The organism is Erythrobacter sp. Dej080120_24 (genome assembly GCF_036322605.1).
GTDB classification, from domain to species: Bacteria; Pseudomonadota; Alphaproteobacteria; order Sphingomonadales; family Sphingomonadaceae; genus Erythrobacter; species Erythrobacter aurantius.
Genome location: NZ_AP027262.1, coordinates 153,648 through 173,738 on the forward strand (window position 1 = coordinate 153,648; position 20,091 = coordinate 173,738).

The window sequence follows — 20,091 nt, forward strand, 5'->3', positions numbered from 1 at the left end:
CAGGCTGGCGATTTCGGCCGCATTCCTTGCAGGCTCGCTTGCGGTGCTTGCCGCTGCTGCTTCGTCAGACGCGATTGACAACCCTTTCAGCGCGCTCGTGGCCATATACGTCACAGGCTTCATCGCGACGCTGATCCACGAAGCCGCCCATGCGTGGATGGCGCGTAAATGTGGGGCCGAGATCGACTCAATCGCGGTCATCCCGTTCAGCTATGCGCCCAAACAACGGAAATTCGCCTTCATGCGGTACGTCCCAAGCGGCGATATCGGTGGCTATGTCCGATATTCATACCCCGGCGACTTCGGCACACGCCGTGACGAAATCGCAATCGCTGCCGCGGGCCCTGCCGCCAACTTTCTGACTGCCGCCATGTTGTTGCTCGCGGTTCAAGCATGGCCGCTGCTGCCACAGGCCGAAAAAGGCGGTGCCGAAACGTCATTGGTTAGTGTGGCCGCAGGTCAGCCGCCTGTAACTGGCAAACCCGCAATGGCCTTGCCGAGCCAGGCAGAAATCGACGCCATAATGCGCGATCATGAGGCAAGGAAGCGAGCGGAGGAACGCAGCGAGTTAATCGCCGCGTTTATCAACCTTCTGATCGTCGTGTCGATCGTGTCGGGCATACTCAATCTGCTCCCCTACAGGGGAAGCGACGGAGCAATCATCCTCGAACACTTGCGCTGGCGATAGGCGCCGCCGCAGTCTAACCCACGACCCCGGCGCTCGACAGCACTGCCAGCGTCAGCACGTCTGGTGCGGCAGCCGTCATCGGCACGATCTGCACCGGCTTCTCCATACCGATCAGCATCGGGCCGATCGTAGTGTTCGAACCCAGTTCGCGCAGCAGCTTGGCCGAAAGATTGGCCGATTGCAGGCCCGGCATGATCAGCACGTTGGCCGGCGCGGACAGGCGGCTGAAGGGATAAAGGCTCATCACCCGCGGATTGAGCGCCGCATCGGGGGCCATTTCGCCCTCATATTCGAAATCGCAGCCGTCACGGTCAAGGATCGCCACCGCTTCGCGGATATTGCTGAGCCATTGGCCCGAAGGATTGCCGAATGTCGAATAGGACAGGAAGGCGACCCGCGGTTCGTGGCCCATGCGGCGGGCGACGGCGGCTGTTTCCTTGGCGATGTACGCCAGCTCCTCGGAATTCGGGCGTTCGTTGATCGTGGTGTCGGCAAGGAAGGTCGTGTGGTTCTTGCCGATCATCATGTGGATGCCGAACGGCAAGGCGTCGGGCTTCTTGTCGAGCACAAGGTTCACTTCGCGCACGGTCTGGGCATAGGTGCGGGTCACGCCAGAGATCATGCCATCGCCGTGGCCCAGCGCCACCAGCAGGGCGGCAAAGACGTTGCGTTCCTGATTGACCATGCGGCGCACGTCACGTTCGGTGTAGCCGCGCCGCTGGAGCCGCTTGTAAAGATAGTCGACCATCGCGGGCACATATTCGCTGTCCGCCGAGTTCTGGATTTCGAAGCTGCCCGGATCGGACACGGAAAGCTGGTGCAGCTTGTCCATCACCGCCTTGGTCCGCCCGACCAGGATCGGCGTCCCATAGCCGAAGTCGCGGAACTGGATCGCGGCGCGCAGCACCACTTCCTCTTCCGCTTCGGCAAAGACCATCCGCTTGGGGTTGGCCTTGGCCTCGTTGTAGACGCCGGTTAGCACCGCCGTTGTCGGGTTGAGGCGCGATTTCAGCTGATGGCGATATTCGTCAAGGTCGGCAATCGGAGCCTTGGCCACCCCGGAATCCATCGCCGCCTTTGCCACGGCCGAGGACACGACCTCGATCAGGCGCGGATCGAAGGGCGCGGGGATGATGTAGTCCGTCCCGAATTTCTGGTTCTTGCCATAGGCGCTCGCCACTTCTTCTGGCACGCGTTCGCGCGCGAGTTCGGCGATGGCGGTGGCTGCGGCAACCTTCATTTCCTCGTTGATAGTGGTCGCCTGAACGTCGAGCGCGCCGCGGAAGATGAACGGGAAGCCTAGGACGTTGTTGACCTGGTTGGGGAAGTCGCTGCGCCCGGTGGCGATGATCGCGTCAGGGCGAACGGCCTTGGCCTCGTCCGGCATGATTTCCGGGGTCGGGTTGGCCATGGCGAAGATGATCGGCTTGTCCGCCATCTCCGCGACCCATTCGGGCTTGAGCGCGCCAGCTGCGGAAAGGCCGAGGAAGATGTCCGCACCCTTCAATGCTTCTTCGAGGCTGGTCGCATCGGTGGCGACGGCATGCGCGCTCTTCCACTGGTCAACCCCGTCACGGCCCGGAGTGATCGGGCCGGACCGGTCGCACATGATCACGTTTTCGTGGCGCACGCCCATCGCCTTGATCAGGGCGGTACAGGCGATTGCTGCAGCGCCTGCACCATTCACGACGACCTTCACGTCCTCGATCTTGCGATCGGTGAGGTAACAGGCGTTGAGCAGACCGGCGGCGGTGATGATCGCGGTGCCGTGCTGGTCATCATGCATGATCGGAATGTTCATCTTCTCGCGCAGAGCGGCTTCGATGATGAAGCATTCGGGTGCCTTGATATCCTCAAGGTTGATCCCGCCAAAGCTCGGCTCCATCAGCGCGACGGCATCGATGAAAGCCTGCGGATCTTCAGTGTTCAATTCGATATCGATCGAGTCGACGTCGGCGAAGCGTTTGAACAGCACCGCCTTGCCTTCCATCACCGGCTTCGACGCAAGCGCGCCAAGGTTGCCGAGGCCAAGGATGGCAGTTCCGTTGGAAATCACCGCGACGAGATTGGCCTTGGCAGTGTAGCGCGCGGCCAGCGAAGGTTCTTCGGCAATGGCTTGCACCGGCACCGCAACACCCGGCGAATAGGCAAGGCTGAGATCGCGCTGCGAGGTCATCGGTTTGGTCGCGACGATCTCGATCTTACCGGGCCTGCCGGTTTCGTGATAAAAAAGCGCCTCGCGGCTGGTGAAGCCGCCCTTCGGTTCGTCCGCCATCAAATTACCCCCAACGCGTCTGGTAAAAGCTATTCCCGCTGACTTAGCTTGCGTTGGTGACAGATGATAGAGGCCAAAGTGCGTTGAAAAGGCTCCACGCTCCCTTTCCGAATCATCCGCGCCATCGCTAGTCGGTAGAAATGGCCGCTGCCGCATCCTCAAAGCCCACTCCGATGATGGAGCAATATCTCGCCCTCAAGCGCGAGGCAGGGGGATCGCTGCTGTTCTATCGCATGGGCGATTTCTTCGAGCTGTTTTTCGAAGACGCGAGGATCGCGTCCGAAATCCTCGACATCGCGCTGACTTCGCGCGGCGAGCATGCGGGTGAACCGGTCGCGATGTGCGGCGTGCCGGTGCATTCGGCGGAAGGGTATCTCGCACGGTTGATCAAGGCGGGGCAGCGCGTTGCCATCGCCGAACAGGTGGAGACGCCAGACGAAGCCAAGGCGCGTGCCAAACGCGAAGGCAAGCCGTCGTCCAAGGCGCTGGTGGCGCGCGACATCGTCCGCTTTGTCACCGCCGGAACGCTGACCGAAGAGGCCCTGCTCGAACCACGGCGGGCCAATGTGCTGGTGGCGCTGGCCGAGGTGCGCGGCGCTATCGGCATCGCCAGCTGCGACATTTCGACAGGCGCGATGGCGCTGGAGGAATGCACACCGCAAATGCTCAGCGCCGAGCTCGCGCGGCTCCACGCGACCGAGGTGATCGTGCCCGAAGGCTGGGAGCATGGGCCAGACGACATTGTGGCGCATGATCGCGGCGCCTTTTCAAGCGACGCAGGAACGCAGCGCCTCTGCACGGTGCACGGGGTGGCGACGCTTGACGGATTTGGCGAATTCTCGCGCGCAATGCTGGCGGCAGCGGGCGGGCTGATCGGCTATCTGGATCACGTCGGGCGCGGCAAGCTGCCGCTGCTGCTCCCTCCCCGTCTTCGCGCCAATGCATCAAGCATGGCAATGGACGAAGCGACGCGCGGCAGCCTCGAAATCCTTGAAAGCCAGAACGGCAATCGTGCAGGCAGCCTCGTTGCCGCGCTTGATCGCTGCTCGACGGGCGCAGGGTCGCGATTGCTAGCGGAAGATCTCTCCGCTCCGCTGCTTGATCGGCACTTGATCGAAGAACGGCTCGCGCTGGTGCAGTTCTGGCGTGATCGGCCAATAGAGCGCGCAAATTTGCGCGATGTCTTGCGCGCCTTGCCCGATATCGGTCGCGCACTGGGCCGGATTGTCGCCGGACGCGGCAGCCCGCGCGATCTGGGGCAGATCAGGGACGGGCTTGGCGAAGCGGCGCGAATCCACGACTGGCTGACGCGCGAGGCAGACCGCCCGGCCTTGCTCGATAGGCTGTTGCCACGGCTCGCCGGGCACGGGGCGCTGATCGACTTGCTGGCGCGCGCGCTGGTTGCCTCACCCCCGACCGAACGCGGCAATGGCGGCTATATCGCCCCCGGCTATGACGCGAGCCTTGATGAGTTGCGCGAGGTATCGGGCAACGCCCGCCGCGCCATCGCTGCGATGGAGGCGCGTTATCGCGACGAGACCGGGATCGCCGCGCTCAAGATCAAGCACAACGGCGTGCTCGGCTATTTCATCGAAGTGCCCAGCCGCCATGGCGACGCGCTGATGGGGCCCGACAGCGGCTTTACCCATCGGCAGACCATGGCCGGGGCGGTGCGGTTCAATTCGCTCCAGCTGCACGAAGAGGCCTCGCGCATTGCCGAAGCCGGTGGCCACGCGCTGGCCGCAGAGGATTCCCATTTCGAGGAACTGGTCGGCGAAGTGCATACCGCGCGGGAAAGGATCGCCGCCACAGCAGCGGCGCTTGCTAGACTTGATGTGGCGGCGGGGAATGCCGAACGCGCAGCGCAAGGCGACTGGGCGCGCCCGGAGATCGTCGACACTGCGGAACTGGAAATCGTCGGCGGGCGGCATCCCGTGGTTGAGGCCGCGCTGGCAAAAACAGGCGAAAGGTTCGTCGCCAATTCCTGCACACTCGCCCCCGATGATCGCCTGTGGCTGATCGGCGGTCCGAACATGGGCGGCAAGTCGACCTTCCTGCGCCAGAACGCGCTGATCGTGGTCATGGCACAGGCGGGTTGCTTCGTTCCAGCCAGCGCGGCGCGGATCGGGCTGGTTGATCGCCTGTTCAGCCGTGTCGGCGCATCCGACAATCTGGCGCGGGGCCGGTCGACCTTCATGGTCGAAATGGTCGAAACCGCCGCGATCCTTGCTCAGGCGACCGAGCGCAGTTTTGTCATCCTCGACGAGGTGGGCCGGGGAACCTCCACCTACGACGGGCTGGCTCTTGCCTGGGCGGTGGTGGAGGCGGTGCATTCGCGGATCGCATGCCGATGCCTGTTCGCGACCCACTACCACGAACTCGCCCGGCTGGCGGACAGTTGCGACAGTCTGTCACTCCATCACGTCCGCGCGCGCGAGTGGAAAGGCGATCTGGTGCTGCTGCACGAACTGGCCGAAGGGCCGGCGGATCGTTCCTACGGGCTTGCCGTCGCCAAGCTGGCCGGCATTCCCGCACCGGTGGTTCAACGGGCACGGCAGGTGCTGACCAAGCTTGAACAGTCGCGCAGCGAAACCGGCGGGCTTGCCGCGGGGCTTGGCGAATTGCCGCTGTTCGCTGCCGCCGCCGCGCCGGAACCGGAGCAAGGCCCCGAAGACGTTCTGGCGGAGCGACTGCGCACGACCGATCTCGATGCGCTCTCGCCGCGCGATGCGCTCGATCTGCTTTACGAGCTGAAGCGCACCCTCGATTGAGCGCAATCGGCGGGCCACGGCTGCACCAAAACTTAACCCTCTTGCTGCTATCGCTGCGGCCATGTCGAAAGGGCTCCTTACCAATCCGAAAACCATGCTCGGCATTGCCGCTGCAGTTGTCATCATGGCTGTTGCAGCGACTGCCGGCCTGAACTCCTTCGTATCGGAAGAAGATGAGGCTCCCGTTGAAGTGGCAGCGGCTGAAGAGCCAAAAGCAGTGGACGAACCGGTGCAGGCATCGGGCTGGGACAACGACACAGGTCTCGGCGATGACTGGGGTGCAGCCGATCAATCGGCCAGCGGCGATTCCGGCGGATGGGGCGATGCGGCGATGGGAGTGCCCAATGCTTCGCAGCCGACCTTCGGCAGCTTCAAGCCCGAAGAATCAGAAGCAATCGATAGCGGCGGAGCCGTTTCGGGCGGTGGCCCGCCCCCAGGTGCCAATGTGACCCGCTCGTCGTCGTCCGGCCAGATCATTTCGGGCGCAGCTGAAGGCGCCCCGCCAATCGGGGCTCCCGGCGGCGCTCCAGGCTAAAGCGCATCAGCGAGTGGGGACGGGTGCCTCACCCGAATAATCGTAAAACCCGCGCCCGGTCTTGCGGCCGAGCCAGCCGGCTTCGACATATTTTACCAGCAGCGGCGCGGGGCGATACTTGCTGTCGCGAGTGGTCTTGTAGAGCACCTTGATGATGTCGAGGCAGGTATCCAGCCCGACGAAATCCGCCAGTTGCAGCGGCCCCATCGGGTGATTGAGTCCAAGGCGGCAGCCTTTGTCGATGTCTTCGATGCCAGCCGTCGACTGGCCAAGGACGAAGACCGCTTCGTTGATCATCGGCAGAAGGATGCGGTTGACGACGAAGCCGGGTTCGTCCTGGCTCAGCACCACTTCCTTGCCCAGTCCCTTGGCGAAAGTCGTAACCCTGTCAGTCGTCACCTGCGCGGTGGCAAGACCGGGGATAACTTCGATCAGTCCCATGACGGGGACGGGGTTGAAAAAGTGCAGCCCGATGAAACGCTCCGGATCGGGCGAATGGTTCGCCATCCGGGTAATCGGGATCGAGGAGGTATTCGATGCCATGATAGCGGTAGAGCCGAGCACCTTGCCCGCTGCCTCGAAAATCCGGAGCTTGATCTCTTCCTTCTCGGTCGCGGCTTCGATGATCAGGTCGGCGTCGGCCATCGGCGAATAATCGGCGACCGGAGTGATCTTGGCGAGCAGCGCCTCGGCCGCGTCAGCTTCGATCTTGCCCCGGCCGACCAGCTTGGTCACAGCCTGTTCGATCTTGCCCTTGCCTGCCTCGGCAGTGGCGAGATCGATGTCGGAAAGCATCACTCGCATGCCATGCGCAGCGACGGTCTGGGCGATGCCCGTCCCCATCTGTCCAGCTCCGATAACGGCGATGTTCCGCATGGCAACAATCCTTTCGCAAGTGCAACAACGCGCGCTCACTAGCGGGGAAGCGCGGGTCTGACTAGCGGTTAGCGCCCGGCACCCATTTTATGTCGGCCTTGCCGGCGTCATTGGCCGCGCGACCAAGCACAAACAGGTAATCCGATAGCCGGTTGATATATTGCAGCGCCGCCGGATTGATCCGGTCAGCCGCAGCGAGAGCGGCCACTGCCCGTTCGGCGCGGCGCGCTGCGGTGCGGGCAAGGTGCAGGCGCGCGGCTGCCTCGGTCCCTCCGGGCAGGATGAAGCTGGTCAGCGGCTCGAGCACCTCGGTCAAAACGTCGATCCGCGCTTCCAGCCAATCGACTTGAGAAGGCACGATCCGCAGCACCATTTCCGATGGAGCGAAGTCATCGTCGTCCTCAGCCGGAGTGGCGAGATCGGCACCGAGATCGAAAAGATCGTTCTGGATGCGAAAGACCGCATCGCGCGCCTCTCCGTCCAATTCGCGCAGGGCGAAACCCAGCGCCGAATTCGCTTCATCGACAGCGCCGATCGCCTCCATCCGGGCCGCGTGCTTGGGCAGGCGCGATCCGTCGACAAGGCCGGTCGTGCCGTCATCGCCGGTGCGGGTATAGATCTTGTTCAGTTTGACCATGGTGAGGCCCTATGGCGCAGGCGGCGCCCGTGCGTCTAGCTGCTTGCGAAGAGCGCGATCACTGCGACCACCACGACGGCGGCGAACTGATACTTGATGCGCGCGAACATCGCCTTGTTCTGCATCATCTGCATTTCGGTGACGGTTTCGCCCTGCCCGCTTTCAAGATCGATCTTGGTCGTCTTGAGAAAGGCGATGATGCCGCGCACCAGCGAGACGACCACCATGATCACGAGGATCGCGAGCACCGGGATGAGGATATAGTTCATGACAGTCTAAATGGCCTCATCCTTGCGAAGTTCCACCCCCAATTATGTGCAACCGCAGTTGCTGTGCAAGCATCAGTCCGTCTTCCCCGGCTTCGCGCCGCGCAGCGAGTGAAGGAGAGCCGCGCCGCTTGGCGAGCTTTTCGCCGTCCTTGTCCAGCAACAGCGGATGGTGGTGCCAGCGCGGCACCGGCAGGTCGAACAGCGCCTGAAGCACGCGGTGGACATGGGTGGAGGCGAACAGGTCTGCCCCGCGCGTGACCAGGGTGACCCCGTCCGCCGCGTCGTCCAGCGTCACGGCAAGGTGATAACTTGCAGGCAAATCCTTTCGCAGCAGCACCACATCGCCAAGCTGGCCAAGATCAACGGGGATGGCCCCGGCCAGCTCATCCTCCCACGCCAGAGGCCCCGTCTGCGCCAGAGCCGCTGCCGCATCCAGCCGCCACGCGGGTGGACGAGCAGGATCAGGCGCAGTGCGCTTGCAGGTGCCAGGATAGATCAGCCCGTCGGAGCCCACCTGCGCCCCGGCCGCCTCGATTTCCTTGCGCGTGCAGGTGCAGGGGTAAAGCAGCCCTCTAGCCTTCAGCCGTTCGGCCGCTGCGACATAGCTTTCGATCCGGGTCGATTGCGCGGGCACTTCCTCCCAATCCAGCCCCAGCCATTCCAGATCGCGGCGGAATTCATCGGCGTATTCCGGGCGGGACCGCGGCCCGTCGATATCCTCGATCCTGAGCAGGAAACGACCGCCCGCCTCCCTTGCCAGATCATGTGCGACAATCGCCGAAAGAGCATGGCCCAGATGCAGTTGCCCGTTGGGACTGGGCGCGAACCGGGTCACGATTGGAGCGGCATCAAACATGCCCTGCCAAATGCCACAGGACATATCATTGCGCTATCCACAGCTTCTCAACAGCCTGTCCCTGTGGATATGCCGGGTGTAACGGCTTTGACTCTTTTCCTTGTCACGGCATGTTCCATTCAATCAGGGAGGAACATCAAACGTGTTTCAAGCCGAACTGATAGAAAAGGCCGCGAGGTTCCGCAGCGCCGAGCACGATCCGACATTCAATCTGTCGGCATGCCCCGCGCTTGTGCTGAATGCCGATTACACCCCGCTGTCCTATTACCCTTTGAGCCTGTGGCCCTGGCAGACTGCGATCAAGGCAGTGTTCCTTGACCGGGTGGATATCGTCGCGAGCTATGACCGCGAAGTGCATTCGCCCAGCCTAGACATGAAGATCCCGAGCGTGATCGCGCTGCGCCAATATGTGAAGCAGAGCGAATTTCCTGCTTTCACCCGCTTCAACGTGTTCCTGCGCGATCGCTTTCAGTGCCAGTATTGCGGCAGCCACGAAAACCTGACTTTCGATCACGTGATCCCGCGCCGTCTGGGCGGGCGCACCACGTGGGAGAACATCATCACCGCCTGCGGCCCGTGCAACATGAAGAAGGGCGGCCGCACGCCGTCACAGGCGCATATGCCGGTGCAGATGAAGCCGATCCGCCCGACCAGCTGGCAGTTGCAGCAGCACGGAAAACTGTTCCCGCCCAATTACCTGCACGAAACATGGCGGGACTGGCTTTACTGGGATATCGAGCTGGAGGCGTAAAGCCTGTCAACTGGCCGAATTGGCCACCATGTCCTGTTGCAAGGTGCGCCCAGCCAGCAGGTAATGCAGCGCCGCCCAGCCATAGCCGCAGACAAAGATCACGATCGACCATTGCAGCCCCCGCGCCTCGGCGCTGGAGCAGGCTTCGAGCGTGGTGAGGCTGGCCCCGTCGAGCAGCGCCCTTGCATCGGGTGCAAGCGTCAAAAGCGGCTGACACGCTTCCAGCGTCAGACCCATGCCATAGCCGCTGAGGAACACCGTCTTCAGGAATGTCGACAATATCCCGATCAGCGGCGGGCCCAGTCCGTAGCCGAGCAGATTGACGACAAACAGTGTGATCGCCACCGATGTCGCGCGCATCCGGCTGTCCACGACGCCGCCCGACACCGCATACATCGGGCCGAGATAGAAATAGTGGATCATCGCCGCAATCATCAGCGGCGGCATCGCCAGCCAAAGATTGTCCACCAGAAACCCGAAGGCATAGAGCGGCACCGAAGCCGCCATGCCGATAGCCGGGAGCCATGCCAGCGCCTTGGGATGGCGTTGTGACATCCTGTCGGCCAGCCAGCCCGAACTGAACACGCCCAGCGCCGCCATCACCCCCAGAATGATCCCGAACAGCAGCGACGCGGTCTGGATCGAAAGGCCGTGGGTGCGGATCAGGAAAGAGGTGGTGAATTGCCCCACGCCATAGCCGACGAACGAAGCCAGCATCGCCCCCATCACGACATGGCGATAGGCTGGCTTCTTGATCAGCACGGCCAGGGCTTCGCTGAAACTCGCCTTTTCGAGGCCCTGCAACGAGGCCGGATCGGTGTAGCCGCGCGGCGGCTCCTTGATTGTGCGCCAGACGATCAGCGACAGCAGCAAACCCGGAACCCCCACCACGACAAACGCCACCCGCCAGCCTTCGACCTGGCTCCAGTCGAGATTGCCGAACAGGAAACCGATGCCGATTGCGTTGACGAAATTGCCGAATTCGGCCCCGTCCAGACCCGCCAACTGCCCCCCGAAGATCGAGGCGAACATACCGCCCAGCGGAACGCCGAGGGCATAGATCGAAACCGCCGTGGCCCGCCGCGACGGCTTGAAATAATCGGCGATCAGCGATTGCGCAGGCGGGGTGCAGCCGGCTTCGCCGATGCTGACGCCCACGCGAAACAGGAACAGCATCAGGAACGACATGGCGAAACCGCACAGCGCGGTGAACAGGCTCCATATGGCGACAGCCCAGGCGATGATCGCAACCCGGTTGTAACGCTCCGCCCCGCGCGCAATCGGAATGCCGAGAAAGGTGTAGAGCACCGCAAACGCAGGCCCGCCGAGCAGCCCCATCTGCCAATCCTCCAGCCCGAAGCTCAGCTTGATTGGCTCTGTCAGAATGTTGACGATGGTGCGATCGATGAAGTTGAAGATGTAGACGACCAACAACGCCCCGAGGACATAGGCACGATAGGCAGGCGTCCCGAAACCCTCGGATGCAGGATGCGCCTGCGCGGGCGCTTCCACCGTCGAATCAGCCATAACTCTCCCATGCGCGAATTCTCATGCCGGGGTAGGCCGGAACAATTCCCGGCCGCCGCATGGCTGCGCTGCGCACACTCTCTAGCCTTTCGCGTTCCGCGTAAAGCCTTCCGAATGCTGATGGCGCAAAACTCGGCGGGACTCGGTTTACCGGGATATTGAACTGGAAGCTTGATAATCCGGCCTTCCGGGACGAGGCTGATCAAATGATCACTCTCATTCTGGCCGTTGCGCTGATCGCAGCGACGATCTTCATCCATTATGAAACCCTGCGGCTCGCATCGCTGGGCGCAACCGATCTCAACGTAAGGCCCCGGATGCGCATGGTGATGATGCTGAGCGCAGCCATGCTGTCGCACATCATCCACATGGCGCTCTACGCTGCGGGTTATTTGCTGCTCGAACACAATTTCAAACTCGGAACGATCGCCGGGCAGACGGCGGGCATTTACGACGACGCGTTCTATTTCTCGATCACAAGCTACACCACGCTGGGTATAGGGGACATTTATCCCAGCGGTCAGATAAGACTGCTGAGCGGAATCGAGGCGCTGAACGGTCTGGTGATGATCACCTGGACCGCATCCATGACCTATCTCCACATGGAACGATACTGGAACCGCGACACCGGCAATTGACGTTTTCGGCTTTACGTAACCGCCGCGCGCTGACTGAATTCCGGACGGCGCCATTCGTCGCTTGCGAGCACTTCCGACAGGTGGCGCGCGGCCTCGGCCATGTCGCCAAACCGCAGATAGGCAGGCGCAAAGCCCAGTCGCAGGATATCGGGCGCGCGGAAATCGCCGATCACGCCGCGCGCGATCAACGCCTGACAGATGGCATAGGCATCCGGGTGGTGGAAACTCAATTGGCTGCCGCGCCGGTCGCTTTGCGCAGGGGAAACCAGTTCGTGCAGCACGCCCAACTCGCCAAGGCATTCGAGGAAGAATTCCGACAACGCGCGTGACTTGGCGTACAGCCGATCAACCCCGATCTCCGCGATCAGATCGACACCCACTTCCAGCGCGGTCAGGCCGAGGATCGGCGACGTGCCGCATTGCAGCCGCTCAATCCCCGGCGCGGGCTCATACTCGTCCGAAAAGGCGAACGGGCGCGCATGGCCGAACCAGCCGGTCAGCGGCTGTTTCAGCTCCGAGTGATGGCGCTGCGCGACAAAGGCGAAGGCGGGCGCTCCGGGGCCGCCGCACAGATATTTGTAACCGCAACCGGTGGCAAAATCGGCACCGACACCATTCAGGTCAACAGGCAGGGCTCCGGTCGAATGCGAAAGGTCCCACAGGACCAGCGCGCCTGCATCATGGGCGGCTTTGGTTAGCGCGGCCATGTCGAAGATCTCGCCGGTCTTGTAATGCGCGTGGGTGAGCATCAGCAGCGCAACATCTTCGTCCAGCGCGTCCAGCATCTGCTCGCGAGAGGCAAGCCGCTGTGTTGCCAGACCTTGCCGCTCCAGCCCTTCGATCATGTAGATGTCGGTCGGGAAATTGCCCGGCTCGGACAGGATGACCTTCCTGCCGGGGCGCATTTGCAGCGCGGCGGCGATCAGCTTGAACAGGTTCACGCTCACCGTGTCGCAGGCGATAACCTCCTGCGGTGCCGCACCGATGAGCGGGGCGATCTTGGCGCCGACGCGGCTGCCCATGGTGAACCATTCCGCATCGTTCCAGCTGCGGATCAGCCCCTCGCCCCATTCCTGCTCCACCACCTGGCGCATCGCATCAGGCGTGGCCTTGGGCAGGCAGCCGAGCGAGTTGCCGTCGAGGTAGATCACGCCTTCGGGCACATGGAACCGATCACGATAGGGGCCAAGCGGATCGGCGGCATCGAGTTCGCGGGCGCGGTTCATCATGGCAGTTCCCTCAGGATCGCGCGCACAGGAGACGCGTCTCCGCCAATGATCGGCAGCGGCAGGGCGATCAATTCGTACCAGCCGGGCGAAACGTGATCGAGCACCAGCCCTTCGAGCACGCGGATATCGTGCTTGAGCACGGCCAGATGCGCATCCATCGTCTTGGAGCTTTGCGGGTCGATCGAAGGGCCGTCCAGCCCGACCAGCTTCACCCCCTGCACCGCCAGCCACTCGATCGTCTCGGGCGCAATCGCGGTTGTATCTTCGGGCCAGTGATCATGCGGGAATTGATCAAAGGTGCGGAACAGCACCCGGTCAGCCGAATGGAGGTGCGGCAGGTCGCCCACTTCGATCAACGGCCCCGCCCCGCGCGCATCCACCACCAGACATTTGCCGAGGTAGGGCTCCAGCGTGACGCTCGCGATATCAGGGGCGGTCTGCGAATAATGCAGCGGCGCATCGGCATGCGCACCGGAATGGGTCGAAAGGGTCAGGGCCGAGACATTGACCGGCGAACCTTCCTCCATCTGCCATGTGCGCGCCTGCTCGAACGCGGTGTCCCCCGGCCATACCGGAAGGCCGGGGCGAAGCGGTTGCGAAATATCCCAAATGCGCGGCGCTGCCCCCGCCATCAGATCGCCGTCCTGACGCTTAAAAGTTCGGGGAAGAACGCCTGCTTCAGCACGCCTGCGAGATAGGGCACGCCGGGTGTGCCGCCGGTTCCTTTCTTGAAGCCGATGATCCGCTCGACAGTCTTGAGATGGCCGAACCGCCAGCGTTGGAAATGGTATTCGAGGTCCACCAGCTTTTCAGCGAGCTCGTACAAATCCCAGTGCGGCTTGGGATCGCGGTAGATCTCCGCCCAGGCGGCTTCGACGCTGCTATCGTGTTCGTAGACACCGTTCAGTGCCCTTTCAGTCACCTTAGGGTCGATTGCGAAACCACGCTTTGCGAGGAGCCGGATCGCGCTGTCATAGAGGCTTGCACGGCTCATTTCCGCCTCCAGCCGCTGCGACCAGTCCCCCGTTTCGCGGTGCAGGCGGATGTGTTTTGCATCGCGCCCGCCAAGCATGAATTCCATCATCCGGTACTGTGCCGACTGGAACCCGCTGGACAATCCAAGGTGCGGGCGGATGCGGGAATAATCGTGCGGAGTCATGGTACTTAGCACGTCCCAGCTCTGGATCAGCTGCTGCTGCGCCCGCGCCACCCGCGCCAGCATCTTGAACGCCGGTCGCAAATCATCCGCCTCGATGCACTCCCGAGCCGCGGTCAATTCATGCAGGCACAGCTTGAGCCAAAGCTCGCTCGCCTGATGGACGATGATAAAGAGCATCTCGTCATGCGCGCCCGACGAGGGATGCTGGGCGGCAAGGATCTTCTCGAGATCGAGATAGCTTGAATAGGTTACGCCTGAAGCCATGCGCCATGCCCTAGCGTCTTGGCGCGCCTGCGCAAACTATCCTTCGATGATCCGTGTTTCGGGATGATGCTTGTCGAGGTGTTTCTTGATGATCCGCAGGTTGCGGCTGTTGGACCGGAACACGAAGTCGGCTGCATCGCCCACCACGGGGACAAGTCCGAGCGCCGCGTCGAACGCGACATTTGCGCCCATGCGGGTGAGATGCCATTTCGACATCCCCAGATTGCGTGCTTCCCACACCATGTAGGCACCCAGAGCGGTGGTCACGATGTCGCCCAGCACAGGTACCAAACCTACAAGCGCATCCAGGCCGACCGGCACGTTCACACCGGGAATTCGGAAGCTGCGTTCCAGAAGGAATTCAACCGCTTCCACGCGCGCTCGAACCGAAGCCGGGTCATTACCGGTCGGCAGCGACACACCGACTATGCGCGGGCCGTCGCCCGATTTGTCGAATGCAGGTCCAGTAGAAGAGTTCATTGTTGCCTCCTTCCCTCCTTAGGTGGTGGGTTGAGAGAGCGGGAACAAGGGGTGCAGCCCCCAAGGGTTGGGTTCGTACCCGTTGACTCCCCCGCGAACCAGTGACCAGCGCACCGGCACACCCAAGGGAATAAACACCTCGGCAGCCACCAATTCGGCATGCGCCTCAGCCAGCAATTGCTGTTTCGCCTCGGCATCCTTGAGCGTCAGCGATTCCCGCACCAGAGCATCCGCCGCGCGCGAACACAGCCCGATATCAAGCGAGCAATTGAACTGGTTGAGGAACCAACGCGGCGAGGAATAGCGTGCAAGCCGATCCCAGAATTCGACATCCGCTCCTTGACCAAGCCCAACACGGACAGTCGTGACACCGATTGACTGCCACGCTTGCTCCAACTGCCGAAACATGATGTCGCTTCCAGGGCCTTCCGGAAGGCCAAGGCGGACCACCGCATCTCGGCCAGTCGCCCCTTCCCATTGCGCGATACGCTGCCGCGCGCGTGTTCTGCGCTCGTCAAGCGCCTGGTCAGCCCAGCGCGACACAGGATATTGCACCGGAGAAAAAAGGTCCGGGGGCACAATCCAGGTGCTGGAACGCCAACCACCAAGGCCGAATGGTCGGATAAAATCCTCACGATCAATTGCCATGGACAATGCCTCGCGGCGTGCGGGATCCGACAGCACCCCCTCGCCTCTACGGATCACGAGCCCGAACAGGCCGAGCGCCGGGTCTACCTGCACGGTTCCCCGTGAAAGGGGGCCGAGCTGCGCCATGGGGAAAGTGACGATATCGCCGCCCAGCAAAAGATCGACTTCGCCGTCCGAAAATGCATCGACAGCCGACCTGCCCGGAAACGCACGCACGATCACATTGCGGGAAAGATCTTCCCAGTCCTCGGTGGTCGGAAGGCCGCGATCCTGCGGGGGAATTGCGGCCAGTCGCGCGATCGGCTCATTGGCTTCGCGCTCGAGCGACATTGGCCCGGCCCCACTTCCGCGCCGGTCAAAACCGAGTTCCGGTTGAGCAAGCAACCGAAGAAATTCAGGCATGGGCCCTGACAAGCGCAGTTCGACCACCCGGCCTGTCATTGCACGGATTTCAGTCACCTTGGCCAGGTCAAGACCCAACGATGTGCCTTCGAGCCGCCGGATCGATTCGCGCAGCATGGTGCGGACTTCTACCGCCGTAATCGGCTCACCATCGGGCCAGTCGGTATTGCGCAGCCTGAAAATGTAGCTCAAGCCGTCATCGGTAACGATCCAGCGTTCGGCGATTGCCGGAACAACCTGTCCGGTCGGATCAAGCGCAACAAGGCCCTCATTGGTTGCCGCCTGTAGATGTTGTCCGCCCACCGAAAGACGAACGCCTGACTGGAACAGGTCTTCGGGTTCGCCGATAATGGCGACATTCAGCGGGCCGCGATCGGAGGCGCCGTCGCAGGCGAGCAACGCGAAAATCAATGAGAAAAGAAGCAGGAATCGGCTCACCTCGATTGACTAGCAGCTTAAGGGCTGCAGGTCAGCGCGAAGTGAACTGGATATTCGCAGCAATCGCCGACGATATCAGACCTTGCGGAAATTCCGCAATTCAGGCGGTGGCGGGGCGCGATGGGCGTAAGAAATCGTGTTGTTGCCAACGCTTGCAGTTTCAGAGCCAAAGGCGGGCTTTCGAGCGAGTTGCGAATCGATTTCCTCGTCGAACGCGATGCCGAATCGTTGGTCTTGAACCCAGGCGATGCTGCCTCCGATCCTGCCGATATTGCGCAATTCAATTTCGACCCGGTTGCCGCGTTGGACGCGCAGAGGGCCTTCGCCCATCATTCCGCCATCAGAGAGGTTACGGACGCGGACGCGATGCTCTTCGCTTTCCTGTTCAACGCGCACGCTCGCAAGCAGAAACAGGCTGTCGCGAGAATCACTTCTGGTCTCAACACCCGTCATTATCGCCAAAACTCCTACACTCGGTCTGTTCGCGCATTCAGCGCTTTCAACGAGCGACCCGACAAACAATCAGTCCGATTGCAGTTAATGAAGCGCAGTAAATGAGGCGTTAAGGCCAACAGGGGGCGCGACTGTTTCGCGGTGCTCGTCCCAAACTGGAACGGATTGAAACAGGCCGACGCGGCTGTGTCTGACAGCCGGTGATGGTCAATCGTCGCGCGAAACCTTTTCGCGGCGTTCGTGAGCTTCCTGCGCTTCGACAGTCATTGTCGCGACAGGGCGGGCAATGAGGCGACGCAATCCGATGGGGTCACCAGTGACCTCGCAATAGCCATATTCGCCTTCTTCGATGCGGCGAAGGGCAGCGTCGATCTTTGCGACAAGTTTGCGCTGCCGATCACGCGTCCGCAGCTCGATCCCCCAGTCCGTTTCGCTGGAGGCACGATCGTTAAGATCGGCTTCCCGGATCGGTCCGTCAGCAAGCGACTGCAGGGTTTGACCTGCGGCGGTGCGGATGGAGCGTTTCCATTCGATCAGCAACATCTGGAAATAGGCCAGCTGGCGATCGTTCATATATTCTTCGTCGTCGCTCGGGACATAGTCCGGCGGCAGCAGATTCTTGGCTTTTTCGAAGATGTTGATTTCTTCAGTCGCGGCCGCTGACATGTGGTCCTCTAATCCCAAAACACAGTGCGTGACCGTCCCGTAAGGATGCGTGGAAAGGATCTCGGCATCCCTCGCCCCCCGGCAAGACTTTACGTAGGCCGCGCCTATAGGGAAGGCGCCAGTCTCACACAAGCCGAATTGAAGAAACGCCTGCAACATTCGGGGGACTGAACGGGATTTTTGCCCGCGCCGTTGCACCGCCGCCGCATTGCCGATCCAAAAAAAGTAACCGGCGTTAACCATTTGTTGACCATGATCCGTGAGTTCTGTCGGTGCGCGATCCGGAGGGGGTCTGGATCTTTTCCGCACAGCGGGCGCAGAAGAACGGGGAATTGATCATGGAACTCAAGCCGGTTGAAACAGGGATGGCTTCGCCAATTTCGAACGGAGAAGCGGACATCGCCATCGCAGGCTATCTTGCCGAGGCAGCAGCCGGGGACATCGCCGCACTGTTCAATCTCGGTGTCGCCTACTCGACCGGCAGCAACGGCGTAACCGTTGACCTGGTTGAAGCGCACAAGTGGTTCAATCTTGCCGCATCGCGCGGACATGAAGAAGCTTGCTGGTGCCGTGCTGATGTATCGGATGAAATGACCGCTCGCGAAATCGCTGAGGCACAGCGCCGGGCTCGGCAATGGCTGGCTCAGGAACGTCGCGCCGCCTAATCAGGTTTTCTGAAAGGCGTTCGTTCGCCAAGGAAGACCTGATCGGCGCTCACGCCCTGCCGCTCGCGCTCAAGGAAGTCGGCCACCGCTGTGCGAAAGCCCGGATCAGCTATCCAGTGCGCTGAATATGTTTGCACCGGCTCGTAACCCCGAGCCAGCTTGTGCCCGCCCTGCGCACCCGCCTCGACCCGAGGCAAACCCAGTTCGATCGCCATGTCGATCGCCTGATAATAGCACAGCTCGAAATGCAAAAAGCGCACGTCGCGGGTACACCCCCAATACCGGCCGAATAGCGCTTCCGACCCGATGAAATTGAGCGCGCCTGCAATCGGCTCCGCACCATCAAACGCAAGGATCAGCACAATCCGGTCCGCCATGCGTTCGCCCAGCAGGGAAAAGGCTTCGCGCGTCAGATAGGGTGTTCCCCATTTGCGAGCCCCGGTATCCTGATAGAATATCCAGAACGCATCCCAATGCTCTGGCCGGATGGCATCGCCGGTAAGACGTTCGATCCGCAACCCCTCTTGCGCGGCCGCGCGCTCCTTGCGCAACGCCTTGCGCTTGCGCGATGCCAGCTCGCCGAGGAAATCGTCGAAGCAGTTGTAATCGCGGTTCTGCCAATGAAACTGGATGTCGGACCGGATCAACCAACCGGCATTTTCGAAAAGCGGCAATTGCTCCGGTTCGATGAATGTCGCGTGCGCTGAAGAAAGCCCGTTGTCCACGCAAACGGTCTCCGCCCCCTTGAGCAGATGCGGCGCCAGCGAAGGATCGGACAACAGCAGGCGCGGTCCGTTTGCCGGGGTAAAGGGCGCGGCGATTTGCAGCTTGGGATAATACCGTCCCCCGGCCCGGTGCCACGCATCGGCCCAGCTGTGATCGAACACATACTCGCCCTGGCTGTGCCCTTTGACATAGCTCGGCATGGCGGCAAGCAAGGTGCCGGCTGCATCGGTGATCACGATCGGCGCGGGTTCCCAGCCGGTGCCGGGGCCGACACTGCCCGAATCCTCAAGCGCGGTCAGAAATTCGTGCGAAACGAAGGGGTTGCGGTCGCCCCCAAGCGCATTCCACTCTGCCGGGCCGAAGCTGCCGACACCCGGCGCAAGGCGAACGGTTAACTCCCGGTCGCTCACGCCAACCCGTCGCCTTCGCTGATGAGAGCATCCGCATCTGCAAGCGCATGGCGGCGCAGCTTCGGAGAGCGAACGGTCCAGGTGAGGAGCGGCCTGCGCGTTTGCCGCCAGATCGTCGTGATCGCATTGGGCAGATCGCGAACGTCCACCGCCAGAAAATCAGGATGTGCCTGATCGATCGAGCCCGCAGCCCGCCAAGCCTCACGAAAGCCCATATCGAGGGTGTCCGTGCATACGAGGCCCCTGCATCTCGGCCTGTCATGCTTGAAGAACCAGCCGCCCATACGCGGATCAAAGCTCATCACCGCATGCTCGCCCGCATAGCCATTCAAAGTTTCTGAAACGGCTCGACAGCTTTGCGTCACATCATAGCCCGGCTTTGACTTGATCTCGATCAGCAACGGCACCCGGCCATTAATAGCGGCAAGGAAGTCGTCGAGCCGGGTTATTGTTTGTCCCGAATTGAGGATGCCGATCTGCTGCAATTCGGCGGCATTAAAGCTTGCGACGGTTCCTTTTTCGTTGGTCAGTCGATCGAGTTCCCAGTCGTGAAACACCATCGGTGCGCCGTCGCGGCTCAGCTGGATGTCGCACTCAATGCCCATCCCCGCTGCGATCGCCGCTTCAGCCGCCGCAAGCGTATTCTCGGGCATGCCCTCGCCGTGAAGGCCGCGATGGGCGTATTCCCACCGCGTCAGCCAGTCAGGGGCACGGTGTTCGATCATTGG

The 20,091-nt window shown here is 61.9% G+C and carries 21 protein-coding genes; 6 read left to right on the plus strand and 15 right to left on the minus strand.

Features of this window, described 5'->3' with window-relative positions:
* Nucleotides 1-43: 43 nt before the first annotated feature.
* Complete coding sequence (locus tag AABA34_RS00730; protein WP_338303474.1) at nucleotides 44-688, plus strand: site-2 protease family protein; 645 nt, start codon at nucleotides 44-46, stop codon at nucleotides 686-688.
* Between the two features lie 13 nt (nucleotides 689-701).
* On the opposite strand, the gene AABA34_RS00735 is transcribed toward AABA34_RS00730, so the two are convergent.
* Nucleotides 702-2,963, minus strand: coding sequence for an NADP-dependent malic enzyme (locus AABA34_RS00735; protein WP_034955667.1), 2,262 nt, complete (start codon nucleotides 2,961-2,963; stop codon nucleotides 702-704).
* Between the two features lie 173 nt (nucleotides 2,964-3,136).
* Here AABA34_RS00735 and mutS point away from each other — a divergent pair, with 173 nt between their 5' ends.
* Together mutS and AABA34_RS00745 are read left to right on the plus strand one after the other, a co-directional pair.
* Nucleotides 3,137-5,734, plus strand: a complete 2,598-nt coding sequence (gene mutS, locus AABA34_RS00740; protein WP_338304766.1) for a DNA mismatch repair protein MutS — start codon at nucleotides 3,137-3,139, stop codon at nucleotides 5,732-5,734.
* Nucleotides 5,735-5,795: 61 nt separating this feature from the next.
* Nucleotides 5,796-6,269 carry a hypothetical protein gene (locus tag AABA34_RS00745; protein WP_034955668.1) on the plus strand — a complete coding sequence of 158 codons (474 nt, stop codon included), beginning with the start codon at nucleotides 5,796-5,798 and terminating at the stop codon, nucleotides 6,267-6,269.
* Nucleotides 6,270-6,275: 6 nt separating this feature from the next.
* On the opposite strand, the gene AABA34_RS00750 is transcribed toward AABA34_RS00745, so the two are convergent.
* The 4 genes from AABA34_RS00750 to gluQRS all read right to left on the minus strand — a co-directional run bounded on the left by AABA34_RS00750 (nucleotide 6,276) and on the right by gluQRS (nucleotide 8,931).
* Complete coding sequence (locus AABA34_RS00750; RefSeq protein ID WP_034955669.1) at nucleotides 6,276-7,145, minus strand: 3-hydroxyacyl-CoA dehydrogenase NAD-binding domain-containing protein; 870 nt, start codon at nucleotides 7,143-7,145, stop codon at nucleotides 6,276-6,278.
* A 61-nt stretch (nucleotides 7,146-7,206) separates the two neighbouring features.
* Entirely contained in the window at nucleotides 7,207-7,782 is a 576-nt protein-coding gene (locus tag AABA34_RS00755) for a cob(I)yrinic acid a,c-diamide adenosyltransferase (RefSeq protein WP_338303475.1), read from the minus strand.
* A gap of 35 nt (nucleotides 7,783-7,817) precedes the next feature.
* The gene (locus AABA34_RS00760; protein WP_034955672.1) at nucleotides 7,818-8,051 is read right to left on the minus strand and encodes a twin transmembrane helix small protein; all 234 of its coding nucleotides are present in this window, start codon (nucleotides 8,049-8,051) and stop codon (nucleotides 7,818-7,820) included.
* Nucleotides 8,052-8,067: 16 nt separating this feature from the next.
* Nucleotides 8,068-8,931 (minus strand): tRNA glutamyl-Q(34) synthetase GluQRS, encoded by an 864-nt coding sequence (gene gluQRS / locus AABA34_RS00765; RefSeq protein WP_338303476.1) that lies wholly within the window; start codon nucleotides 8,929-8,931, stop codon nucleotides 8,068-8,070.
* 118 nt (nucleotides 8,932-9,049) lie between these two features.
* Between gluQRS and AABA34_RS00770 the strand changes: the two genes are divergently transcribed.
* Entirely contained in the window at nucleotides 9,050-9,658 is a 609-nt protein-coding gene (locus AABA34_RS00770) for an HNH endonuclease (RefSeq protein ID WP_338303477.1), read from the plus strand.
* Nucleotides 9,659-9,664: 6 nt separating this feature from the next.
* Here AABA34_RS00770 and AABA34_RS00775 read toward each other — a convergent pair whose 3' ends face one another.
* A complete protein-coding gene (locus AABA34_RS00775; RefSeq protein ID WP_338303478.1) occupies nucleotides 9,665-11,185 on the minus strand; it encodes a spinster family MFS transporter in 1,521 nt (506 codons plus the stop codon).
* Nucleotides 11,186-11,391: 206 nt separating this feature from the next.
* Here AABA34_RS00775 and AABA34_RS00780 point away from each other — a divergent pair, with 206 nt between their 5' ends.
* Nucleotides 11,392-11,823, plus strand: coding sequence for a potassium channel family protein (locus AABA34_RS00780; RefSeq protein WP_338303479.1), 432 nt, complete (start codon nucleotides 11,392-11,394; stop codon nucleotides 11,821-11,823).
* Nucleotides 11,824-11,834: 11 nt separating this feature from the next.
* Here the strand turns inward: AABA34_RS00780 and kynU are convergent, their stop codons facing one another.
* From kynU to dksA, 7 genes are all read right to left on the minus strand, one after another.
* Entirely contained in the window at nucleotides 11,835-13,052 is a 1,218-nt protein-coding gene (kynU, locus tag AABA34_RS00785; protein ID WP_338303480.1) for a kynureninase, read from the minus strand.
* Nucleotides 13,049-13,684, minus strand: coding sequence for an arylformamidase (gene kynB / locus AABA34_RS00790; RefSeq protein WP_338303481.1), 636 nt, complete (start codon nucleotides 13,682-13,684; stop codon nucleotides 13,049-13,051). The genes kynU and kynB overlap by 4 nt, the downstream gene beginning before the upstream one ends.
* Nucleotides 13,684-14,475, minus strand: coding sequence for a tryptophan 2,3-dioxygenase (locus AABA34_RS00795; RefSeq protein ID WP_338303482.1), 792 nt, complete (start codon nucleotides 14,473-14,475; stop codon nucleotides 13,684-13,686). The genes kynB and AABA34_RS00795 overlap by 1 nt, the downstream gene beginning before the upstream one ends.
* A 36-nt stretch (nucleotides 14,476-14,511) precedes the next feature.
* Complete coding sequence (locus AABA34_RS00800) at nucleotides 14,512-14,955, minus strand: DUF4112 domain-containing protein (protein ID WP_338303484.1); 444 nt, start codon at nucleotides 14,953-14,955, stop codon at nucleotides 14,512-14,514.
* Nucleotides 14,956-14,973: 18 nt separating this feature from the next.
* Nucleotides 14,974-16,443: an ABC transporter substrate-binding protein gene (locus AABA34_RS00805; protein ID WP_338303485.1), complete on the minus strand. Its 1,470-nt coding sequence runs from the start codon at nucleotides 16,441-16,443 to the stop codon at nucleotides 14,974-14,976.
* Between the two features lie 75 nt (nucleotides 16,444-16,518).
* The gene (locus tag AABA34_RS00810) at nucleotides 16,519-16,896 is read right to left on the minus strand and encodes a PilZ domain-containing protein (protein WP_034955681.1); all 378 of its coding nucleotides are present in this window, start codon (nucleotides 16,894-16,896) and stop codon (nucleotides 16,519-16,521) included.
* A 207-nt stretch (nucleotides 16,897-17,103) separates the two neighbouring features.
* On the minus strand, nucleotides 17,104-17,562 hold the full coding sequence (gene dksA / locus AABA34_RS00815) for an RNA polymerase-binding protein DksA (protein ID WP_034955682.1): 459 nt from the start codon (nucleotides 17,560-17,562) through the stop codon (nucleotides 17,104-17,106).
* Nucleotides 17,563-17,900: 338 nt separating this feature from the next.
* On the opposite strand from dksA, the gene AABA34_RS00820 reads away from it, so the two are divergent.
* Nucleotides 17,901-18,227 (plus strand): SEL1-like repeat protein, encoded by a 327-nt coding sequence (locus AABA34_RS00820; RefSeq protein ID WP_034955944.1) that lies wholly within the window; start codon nucleotides 17,901-17,903, stop codon nucleotides 18,225-18,227.
* Here the strand turns inward: AABA34_RS00820 and AABA34_RS00825 are convergent.
* Nucleotides 18,224-19,363, minus strand: a complete 1,140-nt coding sequence (locus AABA34_RS00825) for a GNAT family N-acetyltransferase (protein ID WP_338303486.1) — start codon at nucleotides 19,361-19,363, stop codon at nucleotides 18,224-18,226. The genes AABA34_RS00820 and AABA34_RS00825 overlap by 4 nt on opposite strands.
* Complete coding sequence (locus AABA34_RS00830) at nucleotides 19,360-20,088, minus strand: glycerophosphodiester phosphodiesterase family protein (protein ID WP_034955684.1); 729 nt, start codon at nucleotides 20,086-20,088, stop codon at nucleotides 19,360-19,362. Before AABA34_RS00830 ends, AABA34_RS00825 begins: the two co-directional genes overlap by 4 nt.
* Between the last annotated feature and the right edge of the window lie 3 nt (nucleotides 20,089-20,091).